Annotated in this window: 14 protein-coding genes; 8 read left to right on the top strand and 6 right to left on the bottom strand. The window is 75.1% G+C overall.

From position 1 onward, the window contains the following. Positions 1 to 13: 13 nt before the first annotated feature. Both LN037_RS21305 and LN037_RS21310 read right to left on the bottom strand, forming a co-directional pair. Positions 14 to 961 (bottom strand): DUF4097 family beta strand repeat-containing protein, encoded by a 948-nt coding sequence (locus LN037_RS21305; protein ID WP_230756460.1) that lies wholly within the window; start codon positions 959 to 961, stop codon positions 14 to 16. Then, complete coding sequence (locus LN037_RS21310) at positions 958 to 1,653, bottom strand: toxin-antitoxin system HicB family antitoxin (protein ID WP_230756463.1); 696 nt, start codon at positions 1,651 to 1,653, stop codon at positions 958 to 960. Before LN037_RS21310 ends, LN037_RS21305 begins: the two co-directional genes overlap by 4 nt. Positions 1,654 to 1,801: 148 nt before the next feature. Between LN037_RS21310 and thyX the strand changes: the two genes are divergently transcribed. The 3 genes from thyX to LN037_RS21325 all read left to right on the top strand — a co-directional run bounded on the left by thyX (position 1,802) and on the right by LN037_RS21325 (position 5,272). Further along, the gene (gene thyX / locus LN037_RS21315; protein ID WP_230756466.1) at positions 1,802 to 2,551 is read left to right on the top strand and encodes an FAD-dependent thymidylate synthase; all 750 of its coding nucleotides are present in this window, start codon (positions 1,802 to 1,804) and stop codon (positions 2,549 to 2,551) included. A 30-nt stretch (positions 2,552 to 2,581) separates the two neighbouring features. Then, positions 2,582 to 3,214 carry a TIGR03085 family metal-binding protein gene (locus tag LN037_RS21320; protein ID WP_230756469.1) on the top strand — a complete coding sequence of 211 codons (633 nt, stop codon included), beginning with the start codon at positions 2,582 to 2,584 and terminating at the stop codon, positions 3,212 to 3,214. 378 nt (positions 3,215 to 3,592) lie between these two features. Then, positions 3,593 to 5,272 carry a ribonuclease J gene (locus tag LN037_RS21325; protein WP_230756576.1) on the top strand — a complete coding sequence of 560 codons (1,680 nt, stop codon included), beginning with the start codon at positions 3,593 to 3,595 and terminating at the stop codon, positions 5,270 to 5,272. Between the two features lie 51 nt (positions 5,273 to 5,323). On the opposite strand, the gene LN037_RS21330 is transcribed toward LN037_RS21325, so the two are convergent. Both LN037_RS21330 and LN037_RS21335 read right to left on the bottom strand, forming a co-directional pair. Further along, positions 5,324 to 5,692 carry an NUDIX domain-containing protein gene (locus LN037_RS21330; protein ID WP_230756472.1) on the bottom strand — a complete coding sequence of 123 codons (369 nt, stop codon included), beginning with the start codon at positions 5,690 to 5,692 and terminating at the stop codon, positions 5,324 to 5,326. A 25-nt stretch (positions 5,693 to 5,717) separates the two neighbouring features. Continuing rightward, positions 5,718 to 6,566, bottom strand: a complete 849-nt coding sequence (locus tag LN037_RS21335) for an SAM-dependent methyltransferase (RefSeq protein WP_230756578.1) — start codon at positions 6,564 to 6,566, stop codon at positions 5,718 to 5,720. A 101-nt stretch (positions 6,567 to 6,667) separates the two neighbouring features. On the opposite strand from LN037_RS21335, the gene LN037_RS21340 reads away from it, so the two are divergent. Both LN037_RS21340 and LN037_RS21345 read left to right on the top strand, forming a co-directional pair. Then, positions 6,668 to 7,282: a hypothetical protein gene (locus LN037_RS21340; protein WP_230756475.1), complete on the top strand. Its 615-nt coding sequence runs from the start codon at positions 6,668 to 6,670 to the stop codon at positions 7,280 to 7,282. A 5-nt stretch (positions 7,283 to 7,287) separates the two neighbouring features. Continuing rightward, complete coding sequence (locus tag LN037_RS21345) at positions 7,288 to 8,031, top strand: trans-aconitate 2-methyltransferase (protein ID WP_230756478.1); 744 nt, start codon at positions 7,288 to 7,290, stop codon at positions 8,029 to 8,031. A 99-nt stretch (positions 8,032 to 8,130) separates the two neighbouring features. Here LN037_RS21345 and LN037_RS21350 read toward each other — a convergent pair whose 3' ends face one another. Continuing rightward, positions 8,131 to 9,435, bottom strand: coding sequence for a hypothetical protein (locus tag LN037_RS21350; protein WP_230756480.1), 1,305 nt, complete (start codon positions 9,433 to 9,435; stop codon positions 8,131 to 8,133). Positions 9,436 to 9,610: 175 nt separating this feature from the next. Between LN037_RS21350 and LN037_RS21355 the strand changes: the two genes are divergently transcribed. Continuing rightward, positions 9,611 to 9,967 carry a TraR/DksA family transcriptional regulator gene (locus LN037_RS21355; protein ID WP_230756483.1) on the top strand — a complete coding sequence of 119 codons (357 nt, stop codon included), beginning with the start codon at positions 9,611 to 9,613 and terminating at the stop codon, positions 9,965 to 9,967. Between the two features lie 4 nt (positions 9,968 to 9,971). On the opposite strand, the gene LN037_RS21360 is transcribed toward LN037_RS21355, so the two are convergent. Then, positions 9,972 to 10,412, bottom strand: a complete 441-nt coding sequence (locus tag LN037_RS21360) for a DUF5709 domain-containing protein (RefSeq protein ID WP_230756485.1) — start codon at positions 10,410 to 10,412, stop codon at positions 9,972 to 9,974. A 77-nt stretch (positions 10,413 to 10,489) separates the two neighbouring features. Between LN037_RS21360 and LN037_RS21365 the strand changes: the two genes are divergently transcribed. Together LN037_RS21365 and LN037_RS21370 are read left to right on the top strand one after the other, a co-directional pair. Next, on the top strand, positions 10,490 to 11,146 hold the full coding sequence (locus LN037_RS21365) for an HAD family hydrolase (protein WP_230756488.1): 657 nt from the start codon (positions 10,490 to 10,492) through the stop codon (positions 11,144 to 11,146). A gap of 140 nt (positions 11,147 to 11,286) precedes the next feature. After that, positions 11,287 to 13,926 carry an FtsK/SpoIIIE family DNA translocase gene (locus tag LN037_RS21370; protein WP_230756491.1) on the top strand — a complete coding sequence of 880 codons (2,640 nt, stop codon included), beginning with the start codon at positions 11,287 to 11,289 and terminating at the stop codon, positions 13,924 to 13,926. Positions 13,927 to 13,982: the final 56 nt, after the last annotated feature.

The following is a 13,982-nucleotide window of genomic DNA, read 5'->3' on the forward strand; positions in this document are numbered from 1 at the left end:
GCCGTTCGTGCGTTCAGGCCCCGGCGCGGACCACCCGGGTGTCGCCCGCCGCGGCCCGGCCGCGGATGCGGACCGTTCCCGACGACGGGTCGCCCTCCGGTCGCGTCGGGGTCACCGGCAGGTCGGACGCCGCCGTGCCCGCGGCCGAGCGCAGGTCGACCGAGGCGTCGACCCCGGCGTGCACGCCGACGCGCACCGACCCGGCGCCGGTCGACAGGTCGAGGTCGCCGCCCGAGGCGTCCCGGACGGTGACGTCGCCGCTGCCGCAGCGGACGGCGAGATCGGCGTCCACGCGCCCGGCCGTCACCGAGCCGCTGCCGGTCACCACCTCGACGCCCGCGTGGACCTCGTCGAGGACCACGTCCCCGGCGCCGCCCTTCACGCGCAGGGCGCCGTCGACACGGCCGACGGTCACGTCGCCCGCGCCGCACCTGATGCGGCTCCGGGCGGCCACGCGGTCGACCGTGACGGCGCCGGTGGTCGCGATCTCCACGGGCCCCGGTCGACCGGTCACGTCCACGGGCGCCGCGCCCGCGCGGACGGTCACCGTCGACGACTCCGGGGCGTGCACGGTGACCGACAGCGGGACGGTGCGCAGCGCGACCTCCCGCGGCGACCGGACGTGCAGCGCCCCCTCGGTCCACGCGACGGTGGTCTCCGCCACCGCCCGTGCCGCCCGCTCCTCGGGGGACTCGTCGCGCCGCACGCCGAGCCCGGCGACCGTGCTGAGGTCGACGCCGAAGCGGCGCTCCAGGCCGCCCGCGGCGTCCACGAGGCCGGCCAGGCCCTGCACCCAGCCGGGTGCGCCCTCGCGGTCGGCCACGATCTCGACGGTCACCGCGGCGGCGTCGTGCCCGGCGTCGAGCCGCACGTCCACGCGGCCGGCGTCGATCTCCAGCACCAGATCGGCGGGCCCGGCCGCGTCGAACCGTTCGGTCCGGGACTGTCCCGTGGCGTTCATCCGCGCACCCACCCGGAGACGCCCGAGCCGCCGGAGCCGTCGTCGTCGTCGCGACCGGGGTCCGGCTTCCCGGACGGGCTCTCGTCGGACGGGGACGCGGGCGGCGGCCCGGGGCGCTCGTCGGAGCGCTGCTGCGGGTCCCAGGAGCCCTCCCACCGGCGCTGGCCGTGCCGTCCCAGGTTGTCGCGCAGGGCGCCCTGGACGGCCTGGGAGATCCAGGAGTTGAGCGACATGCCCTGCGCGGCGGCGGCCTGCTCCGCCTGGCCCTTGATCTGGTCGACCAGCCGCAGGGTCATGCGGGAGATGTCGCCCATGTCGGCGCCGCGACCGGCGGCGCCGGGCGCGTCGAAGCCGGGGCGGCGGAAGGGGCCGCCGGGCCCGGCGAACGGGCTCGACGACGGGCCGGCGAAGAACCCGGACGCGGGTTCCTCGGCGGCGGCCGTCGCGGGCCCCTCCTGATCCACGACCACCTCCACCTCGCGGCCGCGCAGCCGCAACGAGACGGAGCGGTCGTCGAGCTTCGCGGAGATCTCGGCGGTGAGGTCGGCGAGGGCGCTCTGGAGGGCGAGGCGGACGGCGGGCTCGAGGGCACCGGCCAGCGCGGTGCCGGCCCGGGCGGTCTGCTCGTCGCCCACGGACGCGGCCGCGGCGAGGTCGTCCCGCAGCGCGGTGACGTAAGGCGTGAGGTCCATGCCACCACAGTGACACCACCACGACACCACCGCAACGACTTCTGCTGTCAGCGGACGACACCACCGATGCCCCAGGGAGATCGTCGGGGGTGGCGGTTACCGTGGCGCCGTGGCCCAGGCAGGAGACGTAGCGCAGCGGAGCTCGACCGTGGACACCGTGACGCCCCGGGTGCAGCTGATCGCGAAGACCGAGTTCGTCCCGCCGGCGGACGTGCCGTGGGAGACCGACGCGGACGGCGGCCAGGCGCTCGCCGAGTTCGCGGGGCGGGCCTGCTACCAGTCGTGGAGCAAGCCGAACCCGGCGACGGCCACGAACGCGGGCTACCTGCGGCACATCCTCGAGGTCGGGCACCTCTCGGTGCTCGAGCACGGCACCGTGAGCTTCTACCTCACCGGGATGTCGCGCAGCCTCACCCACGAACTGATCCGCCACCGGCACTTCTCGTACTCGCAGCTCTCGCAGCGCTACGTGCCGGAGTCGGACGCGGCGATGGTCGAGCCGGCCGTCGTCGCGGAGGACCCGGAGCTGCACGCGCTGTTCGAGGAGGCCTCGGCCGCGGCGCTCGCCTCCTACGAGAAGCTGCTGGCCGGGCTGGAGGAGCGCTTCGCCGACGAGCCGAACCGCACGCTGCGCCGCAAGCAGGCCCGCCAGGCCGCCCGGGCCGTGCTGCCCAACGCCACCGAGACGCGCATCGTCGTCACCGGGAACTACCGCGCCTGGCGGCACTTCGTCGCCATGCGGGCCTCGGAGCACGCCGACGTCGAGATCCGGGATCTGGCCATCGCGTGCCTCGAGGTGCTGCAGGCCGAGGTGCCCAACGTGTTCGCCGACTTCGTCATCAGCGAGCTGCCCGGCGGGTCGCGCGTGGCGTCGAGCCCCTTCGTCGCGGAGGGGTAGACCGGTCCGCGGACCGGGTAGGGAACGCGCATGAGTGGAGCATCAGTGGCGGCCGCCGAGCGCAACGCCCTCGCGGACTCGCTGCTGCGCGAGGGGCCCGACGCGCCGACGCTGTGCGGGGACTGGACCACGCGCGACCTCCTGGCCCACCTCGTCGTCCGGGAGCGCCGGCCCGACGCGGCGCCCGGCATCCTGCTCAAGCCGCTGTCGTTCTGGACCGAGCGCGTGCAGAACCGCGCCGCCGCGCAGGACTACGGCACCAACATCGCGGCGATCCGCAGCGGGCCGCCGCTGTGGAGCCCGATCGCGCTGCCGTTCCTGGTCGGGGTGGACGTGCAGGAGTACTTCATCCACCACGAGGACGTGCGACGCGCCCAGGAGGGCTGGGCGCCCCGGCCCGCCGACGACGAGCGCGACCGCATCCTCTGGTCGCAGCTCGGGCTGCTGGGGCGGATGGCGTACCGGTCGAGCCCGGTCGGCGTGACGCTGCAGCGTCCGGACGGCGCGGAGCACGCCGTGAAGAGCGGCCCGCGCACCGTGACGATCGTCGGCGAGCCGGGGGAGCTGCTGCTGTTCACCGCCGGGCGGGAGCAGGCCGTCGTGTCGTTCACCGGTGAGCCGGCCGACGTCGCGGCGGTGAAGGGCACCGACCGCGGGTTCTGACGGGTGGTCTACGTCCCTGCCGTCACACCCGTCGCAGCCGGGCGCGGTACGGTGAGCACGGCATGAGCACGACCGTGGACCCCGGCCCGAGGCGGCCGACGAGGCGCGACGTCGCTGATCGCCATCCGAGACTTCCCGCGACTGCCGAGCAGTCGCACCCGCGGGCGGCTGCCCGCGCACCCGGCGTCGGGAACGAGCCTGCCGGGAGCCGCCCCCCGACCAGGAGGAACCCATTCCCCCCGTGAACCACGCCGGAGCTGCCCGGTGAGCCGATCGACCGCACAGCGCCGCCGCAACGGCGGCGGCCAGCAGCAGCAGCCCGACCAGGCCCCGAAGCACGATCACGACTGCGGCGCGACGGGCACGCCGACCCAGTCGGTGCCCGACCCCGACGCCCACCCGAAGCCGCTCGCCGAGGGCGCGCTGCGCGTCGTCGCGCTCGGCGGCGTGGGCGAGGTCGGCCGGAACATGACCGTGCTGGAGTACGGCGGCCGGATGCTGATCGTCGACTGCGGCGTGCTCTTCCCCTCGGAGGACTCGCCCGGCGTCGACCTGATCCTGCCCGACTTCCGCGCCATCGAGGACCGCCTCGACGACGTCGACGCGCTCGTGCTCACGCACGGGCACGAGGACCACATCGGCGCGGTGCCGTTCCTGCTGCGCCAGAAGCCCGACCTGCTGATCGTCGGGTCGCGCTTCACCCTCGCGCTGGTCGAGGCGAAGTGCCGCGAGCACCGCCTCACCCCGCACCTGCTCGAGGTCCGCGAGGGCGAGCGCAGCCACTACGGCTCGTTCGACTGCGAGTTCTTCGCGGTGAACCACTCGATCCCCGACGCCCTCGCCGTCGCGGTCCGCACCCCCGGCGGGACGGTGCTGCACACCGGGGACATCAAGCTCGACCAGCTGCCCCTCGACGGGCGGCTCACCGACCTCGCCGGGTTCTCCCGCCTCGGCGACGAGGGCGTGGACCTGCTGCTCGTGGACTCCACGAACGCCGAGGTCCCCGGCTTCGTCACCCCCGAGCGCGACATCGCCCCCGTGATCGACGACGTGTTCCGTCGCGCGCCGAGCCGCCTCATCGTCGCGTGCTTCGCGAGCCACGTGCACCGCGTCCAGCAGGTGCTCACCGCGGCGCAGAAGCACAAGCGGAAGGTGTGCTTCACCGGCCGCTCGATGGTGCGCAACATGGGCATCGCGGCCGACCTCGGTCTGCTCGACATCCCCGATGGGCTCCTGGTCGACCTCGACGACGCGCTGGCGATGCCCGAGCGCGACGTCGTCCTCGTGTCGACCGGGTCGCAGGGCGAGCCGCTCTCGGCGCTCGGCCGGATGGCGCGCGGTGACCACCGCCAGATCACGATCACGCCGGGCGACACGGTCGTCCTGCTGTCCTCGCTGATCCCGGGCAACGAGACCGCCGTGTTCGCCGTGATCAACGGCCTGACGCGGCTCGGTGCCGAGGTCGTGCACTCCGGCGTCGCCAAGGTGCACGTCTCCGGGCACGCGAGCGCCGGCGAGCTGCTCTTCCTCTACAACGCGCTGCGTCCGCGCAACGTCATGCCGGTGCACGGCGAGTGGCGCCACCTGCGGGCGAACGCCGCCATCGCGCAGCGCACGGGCGTGCCCGCCGAGCGGGTCGTCATCGCCGAGGACGGCGTGGTCGTCGACCTCGTCGAGAAGAAGGCCGCGATCGCCGGGCGCGTCGAGGTCGGGCACGTCTACGTCGACGGCAACCAGGTCGGCGACGTCGGCGAGTCCACGCTCTCCGACCGCCTCGTGCTCGGCGAGGGCGGCTTCATCGCCATCACGGTGGCGGTCGAGGCCGCGACCGGCCGGGCCGTCGCCCCGCCGCGCATCTCCGGTCGCGGCTTCTCCGACGACCCGAAGGCGCTCGAGAACGTCGTCTCGCTCGTCGAGATGGAGCTCTCGCGCACCGAGGCGGAGGGCATCACCGACACCCACCGCATCGCCCAGGCGGTGCGCCGGGTGGTGGGCAAGTGGGTCGGCGAGACCTACCGCCGCCGTCCGATGATCGTGCCGACGGTGCTGCCGGTGTAGGTGCGCTGCGCGCCCGTGAGTAGTTGTGACGGTGATAGCCGTCGGAAGTACTCACGGGCCGAAGGCACCTCTGACGAACGACGGCAGGTCCGGCAGCACCAGGTCGACCTGCTCCGGGCGGTACCAGGCGACGTGCAGGCTCACGGCGACCTGGCCCGCCGGGGGGTCGACGACGGGCCGCGCGGCCACGTAGGTGGTCGCGATCCCGTCGACGACCTCGCGCCCGAGGACCGTGCCGGCCCGGATCCGCACGCGGGTCTCCTCGAGGCACCCCCGCTCGGCGGTCGCGCCGGGCGACTCACGCGGCTCGGGGCGCCCGCCCGGCAGCACCGCCGGGGGCGTCTCGCCCGGGCGGTGCAGCAGCAGCAGGCCGGGGCGCGCGACGACCACCGCCAGGACGAGGTGGTTGGCCCGGCTCATGGCGCCTTCCTACCGCGCCGGCGGCCTACCCGACGAGCCCGACCGCGCCCAGGACCCCCGTCGCCGCGCGGCCGCCCGCGCCCGCGGCGGGCCAGTCCACGACGTCGACGGCCGGACCGACCACGGCGAACGCCTCGCGGACCTGGTGCGGGCTGCGCAGGCAGAGGCCGGCCAGGCCGCGGACGTAGAGGGCGTCGAGGTTCGGGACGACGTCGCGGGTCACCGTGGTGCCGTGCGTCGCGGCCAGCAGGCTGCCGGGGGCGAGGAGCCGGCGCCAGCCCGCGAGCACGGCGGCGATGTCGTCGTGGACGAACTGCAGGGCCCCGCCGACCAGGAGGGCCACGGGCCGGGCCAGGTCGAGGTGGTCGCCGACGCCGGGCGCGGTCGCGACACAGGCGGGGGCACGCAGGTCGCCCCAGGTCACGCTCACGGTGGGACGGTCGGCGACGAGGTCGCGCGCGTGCGCCACGACGACCGGGTCGAGGTCGACGTAGGCGACCCGCGCCGCGGGGTCGCGGCCGAGGACGACGTCGTGCACCGAGTGCACGGAGGGGATGCCGCAACCGAGGTCGAGGAACTGGTCGATGCCCCGGGCCTGCGCGTGACGCACGACGCGGCGGGTGAACCCCCGCTGGGCGCGGGCCCGGACGTCGGCGAGCGGGTCGAGGTCCAGGAGCGCGTCGGCCGCGTCACGGTCCACCGCGAAGTTGGCGCTCCCGCCGAGCAGGGCGTCGACGGTGCGGGCGAAGTTCGGGAGCTCCAGGTCGGCCGCCGTGGCGACGATCGCGTCGAGCTCCAGGCCGGTCTCGTGGGACAGCTCGCCCGACCCGCGGGGGCCCGGCGGCGGCGGGGCGGGGTAGTACTCGACGCGCATGCTCACGTTCCGCCGACATCGTTCCCCCGGTGCCGTGACGGCGGGCCCGGTCGATTCGCACGGTCGAGTGGTGCGATGACGTGCCGTGGTCGGGTCGATCCATGATCGGCGCCGTCGGCGCGATGGTCGACACTGGAGCGGTGACCGTCGTCGCCACCCGGGTCAGCACGGCGACCTCGCCGACCCTCCTGCTCGCCGTGCTCTACCCCGTGGTCGGTGCCCTGGCGGCCGGACCGCCCGGCATCGCGTGGTCGCTGCTGGGCATGGTGTTCACCGTCGTCATCCCGGCCGCGATCGTCGACGTCGGGGTCCGGCGCGGCCGCTACACCGACCACCACCTCTCCCGCCGCGAGCAGCGCGCGGTGCCGCTGGGGCTCGCCGCCCTGTCGGTGCTGGTGGGCCTGGGCGTGCTCTGGCTCGCCGGAGCGCCCCGCGCGATCGTCGCGCTGCAGGTCGCGGTCCTCGCGACGACGGTCGTGGCCACCACCGTGACGCTCTGGTGGAAGGTCAGCTTCCACGTCGCCGTGGTCTCCGCCGCGGCCTGCGTGCTGACCCTGCTCGGCGGGGGCTGGTGGGCGCTCGCGTGGCTCGCGGTGCCGCTGGTGGGCTGGGCGCGGCTGCGCCTGACCGCCCACACGCTCGCGCAGGTGATCGTCGGCGGCCTGCTCGGCGCCGGCGTCAGCGGGCTCGTGCTGATCATCGCGGGCGTAGCGTGAGTCGCGTGGCGAGCACCTCCTGGGACCCCGCGCTCTACCTCGACTTCGACGACCACCGGTCCCGGCCGTTCGCCGACCTGCTCGCCCGCATCCGCGCGACGGCCCCGGACCACGTGGTCGACGCCGGGTGCGGACCCGGCCACCTCACCGCGGTGCTGCAGGCGCGCTGGCCCGACGCGCGGGTGACCGCCTTCGACTCCTCGCCCGACATGGTCGCCGCCGCCCGCGAGCGCGGCATCGACGCGACCGAGCAGGACGTGGACACGTGGACCCCGGTGGGCGACGTCATCGTCTCGAACGCCGTGCTGCAGTGGGTCCCCGGCCACCGCGCGCTGCTGCGGCGCTGGCTGGCGGCCCTGCCCGACGCCGGGTGGCTCGCGGTCCAGGTGCCCGGCAACTTCTCCGCGCCCTCGCACGTGCTCGCCCGGGACGTCGCCGACCGCTTCGACGTGACCCTGCGCGACGCGGCGACCGTCGCCGAGCCCGCCGACTACGCGGAGGACCTGGCCGGCGCGTCGGTGGTCGACGTGTGGGAGACGACCTACCTGCAGCGGCTCACCGGCGAGGACCCCGTCCTGCGCTGGATCTCGGGCACGGCGCTGCGCCCGGTCCGCGACGCCCTGTCCGACGCCGCGTACCGCGACTACGTCGAGGTCCTCGCGCCCCGGCTGCGCGAGGCCTACCCGACGAACGCCGACGGCTCGACCTGGTTCCCGTTCCGCCGGATCTTCCTGGTCGCCCGCCGCTAGGTCACGACCTCACGGGGGAGAGGACGGCGGACCCGGCCGCGAGCGGTCGCACGGGCAGGTCACGCCAGGTCACGCCAGGTCACGCCAGGTCACGCCAGGTCAGGCCGAGGAGTCGCGGTGCCCGCGGTCCGAGCGGTCGCCGCGGTCCTTCCGGTCACCGTCCCGCTGATCGCCGTCCCGCGCGCGGTCGCGGTCCCGGTGCGACGAGTCGTCGTCGCGGGGCCGCTCCCGCGTCGTCGTGCGGTCGCCGCCCCGACGGTCGGAGTCCTCCCGATCCGGCTCGGGACGCACGGCGTGCTCGGTCCGCTCGCGCCGCTCGTCCGACCCCTCCTGGGAGCGCGACGGGGGCCGCTCCTCGTCGTGCGAGGTGTCGCGACGGTGCACGGCCTGCACCGGGGCGCGGACGGGACGCGGGGCCTCGGCGGCAGGGGTCTCGGCGGGAGCCTCGACGGCGGGGACCTCGTCGACGTCGCGCACCACGTCCGCGTCCACGGCGGGTGCCGGACCCGGCACCGGCGGCGCGGCGGCCACCGTCGGCGGCAGCGGCACCCCCGGCACGAGGGTCGGCTCCACGGCCGAGGCGTACGCGGTGCTGCTCCCGCCGCCCGCCGCGGACACGACGGCCCCGAGCCCGACCCCGGACCCGAGCAGCAGCGCCGCGGCCGCCACCACCACGGCCCTGCGACGGCGGGCCCCGGCGGCGCCGACCCGCCGTCGGGACGGCACCGGGAGCGCCCGCAGGCGGTCGGCGACGACGGCGATGTCCGGGCGCGCGGCGGGATCCGCGGCGGTCATGTCGGTCAGCAGGGTCCGGGTGGCCGCCGGGAGGCGTCGCGGTGCGAGTTCGTCGAGGAGCCGGCCGACGGCGTACACGTCCGCGGCGGTCGCGGGGCCGTCCCCGGGGGCGGGGTACGGCGGGTCGAGTCGCACGTCGGACCACCGCGCGAGCCAGGGCAGCAGCCCGACGTCGGAGAACACGGCCCCGCGGTCCGTCCGGGCGACCGTGCCCGGTCCGATCCCGCCGTGCGCGCGGCCGTGCCGGTGCAGCGGCGCGAGGGCGTCGGCGACGGCGAGCCCGAGGTCGCGGACCTCGACGGCCGACAGCCCGGCCGGCGGTGTGGTCTCCGCGAGCGTCGCCCCGGGGTGCTGCGTGACGAGGAAGAGCCGGCCGCGCCAGGCGCCGCCGTCGTACACCTCGGCGACCTCGGGCGACCGGCCCTGCCAGGACTGCTCCGGGAGCACGAGGCCCTCGCCCTCGACGAGGGCCACCGACACGGTGCGCCGCAGCAGCCGGTCGGTCGCGCGATGGGCGCAGCAGCCGGGTGAGCGCCGTAGGACCGGTCCGAGCCGGTAGCGGCCGGCGATCTCGTCGGGGTGGTCACGGCAGAGCTCGGCGGCGCTCATCTCGGTGACGGGGCCCTTCTGGTGGGAGACCGGACGGCGGCCGCGCTCGTGGACCGAGAGGCGGTTAGCCGGGTCGTCGTCCCGTCAACCGTCCGGGGACCGACGAATCGAGAGCGCGTGTGGCCGCCGCCCGCGGCTGGTATCCGAGGCGCCCGCCGTCACGGAAGGAGCACGCATGGACGCCGAGCAGGCCCGCCGTACGTTGACCGAGGAGCGCCACCGGCTCGTCGAGCTGGGTGCCTTCAACCAGGAGCAGAAGCCCGAGCCCGCGGTGCAGCAGGAGGGCGCGATGGGCCAGCACCCGGGCGACTACGGCACCGAGGTCGAGGAGTTCATGGACGCCGAGGCCATGGAGGACCTCACGGCTCGCCAGGTCACCGAGATCGACGAGGCGCTCGCCCGGATCGAGGACGGGTCGTGGGGGCGCTGCGTGGTCTGCGGCCGCGACATCGACGCCGAGCGGCTCGAGGCCCGCCCGCAGGCGGAGCGGTGCCGGGAGCACCAGGAGGAGCTCGAGCGCTCCTCCCGGTGAGCCGCTACGGCCGGATGTCGTCCTCGTCGATCTCGTGGACCGCCGCCTCCTCGGCGGCCGCCACCCCGCCGGACATGCCCGCGTCGTCGGCGTCGAGGACGTCGGTCGCGCGGGTGTCGGGCGCGATGTCGTCGGCGACGAGCCGGCCGGCGCGGGCGTCGCCGGCCTCACCGGTGTCGTCCTCGGCCGTGATCTCGCCGTCGGCCAGGGTGTCCTCGGGCACCTCGCGGGCGAGCCGTTCGTCGACGGTCTCGCGGTTCCGCTGACCCTCGGGCGTGGTGTCCGGGTCGTCCAGGCCGAACGGCCGGTTCGGGGCGACCGTGAGGGCGTCCATCGCGTCGGTGCCGGGCTGCCCGTCGAGGGTCTCGCCGCTCTCCAACTGGATGGCCGAGCCGAGGTCGGGCTCCTCCGGCACGGCGTCGTCCTGCTGCTCGGGGTGCGTCATCCGGTCCGGCTACCCCCGAACCGGCCGCGCCGATGTGCCCGATTGCCGTGCACCCGTCGTCGGGAACCCGCGCGACCATGCCCGACACCGTCATCCTCGACGTCGACGGAACGCTGGTCGACTCCAACTACCACCACGCGGTGGCCTGGTACCGGGCGTTCCGCCGCCACGACGTCACCGTCCCCCTCTGGCACCTGCACCGCGCCATCGGCATGGGCGGCGACCAGCTCGTGGCGCACGTGTCGAGCCAGGAGATCGAGAACGCCCACGGCGACGACCTGCGCGCGCAGCACTCCGAGGAGTTCGACGGCCTGATCGACGAGGTCGCCCCGTTCGCCGAGACCGAGCAGCTGCTGCGCGGACTGCGTGACCGTGGCCTGCGACTCGTCCTCGCGACCTCGGGCGGCAGCAGGCACGCGGAGCACTTCCTCGACCTGATCGACGGTCGCACCCACGCCGACGACGTGGTCACCTCCGCCGACGTCGAGGCCAGCAAGCCCGCGCCCGACCTCATCGAGCTCGCCCTCGAGCGGGAGAACAGCCACGACGCCGTGCTCATCGGCGACTCGGTGTGGGACGGCCGGGCGGGGGTGCGCGCCGGGGTGCCGTTCCTCGCGGTGCGCACCGGCGGGTTCTCGGTCGACGAGCTCGTCGAGGCCGGCGCGGAGTACGTGGCGCACGACCTCGCCGACCTGCTCGACCACGTCCGCCGCGAGGTGTCCGCCCCCGCGTAGGACCCGGGTGCGGTGCGCACCGGGCCGATCGTCCCGACGGCGGGTCGGTGCCCGGAGCGCCCGACCGCGAGTCGTCCGACACCCGGCCGGACGCGTGTGGCTGCCGGGGCGGATGGGGCGCCGCGGTTACCGTGTCCGCCATGGCCCGTACCGACACGCGTTCGCAGCGCAGCCGCCCGCTCACCGGTGGGCGCACGCCGGGGCGCACGGTGGCGACCGGCCAGTCGTCGCGGTCGGGCCGCAAGGCACCCGCGCGCAAGCCGCCGGCGCGCAGGCCGGCGCCGCGCCGCTCCGGGCCGGGCCCGATCGCCCGTGGGGTCCGCGGTGCGTGGACGCTGACCGCCCGCGGACTCGGGTCGCTGGCCCGCACGATCGGCCGCGGCCGGGAGATCGACGCCGCGCACCGGCGGGACGGGATCGCCCTCGCGCTCGTCGTCCTCGCGCTGGTCACCGCGGCCGGGCTGTGGCTGGGCGCCGGCGGTCCGATCGGCACGGGCATCCAGATCGCGTTCCGCACCGTGCTCGGCTCGGTGGCCCTCGCGCTCCCGGTCATCCTGCTCGGGATCGCCGTGCTGCTCATGCGCACCGACCCCGACCCGGAGACCCGGCCGCGCACGGTCGTCGGCGCCCTGCTGCTCACCCTCGGTGTGCTCGGCGCCTGGCACCTCTCGGTCGGCGCCCCCGCGCTCCTCGCCGGGCGGCAGGCCGGGGGAGGGGTGCTCGGTGCCTGGCTGGCCGACCCGCTGACCGCAGGCGTCACCGTCTGGCTCGCGATGCCGGTCCTCGTGCTGATCGCCGCGTTCGGCCTGCTCGTGCTCACCGGGACCCCGGTCCGCGACGTCCCGCGCCGCGTGCGCTGCCTGGTCACGGGCGAGGCGTTCGACGAGGAGTACGACGACGAGTGGGGCGGCGCCGAGGAGGTCGACGAGGAGCCGGTCGCCGAGACCGAGGTCATCGAGAAGCCGCGCCGCCGCCGGAAGAAGGACGAGGTCGCGGCCGACGACCTCGACGCCGACGCCCACCCCGCCCGCCACCGCGCGCTCGCCGACGAGGCCGTGCCCGACGCCACGCCGGAACCGCCGGCCGAGGTGCCCGAGCCGGCCGCACCCGCCGTCGGGAAGAAGGCCCCGAAGAAGCGCGTCCCGGCCGCCGAGATCCCCGAGACGCCGCCGGTGGTGGAGGACTCGGAGACCGACCCGCAGGCCGCGCAGTCGTTCTCCAGCCACCGCGAGCCGCCCGAGGGCGAGCAGGACTACCACCTGCCGCCGCCGGACCTGCTGGTCGCGGGCGACCCGCCGAAGGCCCGCTCGGCCGCGAACGACGCGATGATCGACGCGATCACCGGCGTGCTGGAGCAGTTCAAGGTCGACGCGCAGGTCACCGGCTTCGTGCGCGGCCCGACGGTCACGCGGTACGAGGTGGAGCTCGGCCACGGGGTGAAGGTCGAGAAGATCACCCAGCTCCACCGCAACCTGGCCTACGCCGCGGCCACCGACAACGTCCGGCTGCTCGCGCCGATCCCCGGGAAGTCGGCGGTCGGCATCGAGGTGCCGAACTCCGACCGCGAGATGGTGCGGCTGGCCGACGTGCTCTCGTCGAACACGGCCCGTCGCGAGACGCACCCGATGGTCATCGGCCTGGGCAAGGACATCGAGGGCCAGATGGTGCTGGCCAACCTCGCGAAGATGCCGCACCTGCTCGTGGCGGGGTCGACCGGCTCCGGTAAGTCCAGCTTCGTCAACTCGATGCTGGTCTCGCTGCTGGCGCGGGCGACGCCGGACGAGGTCCGGATGATCCTCATCGACCCGAAGATGGTCGAGCTGACGCCCTACGAGGGCATCCCGCACCTGATCACGCCGATCATCACCTCGCCGAAGAAGGCCGCCACCGCCCTGCAGTGGCTCGTCGAGGAGATGGAGCAGCGCTACGCGGACATGCAGGCCAACCGCGTGCGCCACATCGACGTGTTCAACGAGCACGTGCGCTCGGGCAAGATCACCGCGCCGCTCGGCTCGGAGCGGGTGTACCGGCCCTACCCGTACATCATGGCGATCGTCGACGAGCTCGCCGACCTCATGATGACCGCCCCGCGCGACGTCGAGGACGCGATCGTCCGCATCACGCAGAAGGCGCGCGCCGCCGGCATCCACCTGGTGCTCGCGACGCAGCGTCCCTCGGTCGACGTCGTCACCGGTCTGATCAAGACCAACGTGCCGTCCCGGCTGGCGTTCGCGACCAGCTCGCTCACCGACTCGCGCGTCATCCTCGACCAGCCGGGCGCCGAGAAGCTGATCGGCATGGGCGACGCGCTGTTCCTGCCGATGGGCGCGGGCAAGACGAACCGTCTGCAGGGCGCGTTCGTCGGCGACGACGAGATCGCCGCGATGGTCGACTTCTGCAAGGAGCAGGCCGACCCGGACTACGACGACTCCGTCACCACCGAGGCCGCCGCCGAGAAGAAGGAGATCGACCCGGACATCGGGGACGACCTCGAGGTCCTGTTGCAGGCCGCCGAACTCATCGTGACGAGCCAGTTCGGCTCGACGTCGATGCTGCAGCGCAAGCTGCGCGTCGGCTTCGCGAAGGCGGGCCGGCTGATGGACCTGCTCGAGACCCGCGGCGTCGTCGGGCCCAGCGAGGGCTCGAAGGCCCGGGACGTGCTGTTCAAGCCCGACGAGCTCCCGGAGCTGCTCGCCTCGATCCGCGGCGAGCCCGCGCCGGCCCCCGTCCCCGACGACGGGGGCGCGGACGTCGGGGACCCGGATCGGGTGGAGGCCTGAACGGGTCCGCGTGTCCTGCGAGGCCACACAGGGTGTTCTGCCAGGCTGCCCCCGGC

This window comes from Actinomycetospora soli, assembly GCF_021026295.1.
GTDB classification, from domain to species: Bacteria; Actinomycetota; Actinomycetes; order Mycobacteriales; family Pseudonocardiaceae; genus Actinomycetospora; species Actinomycetospora soli.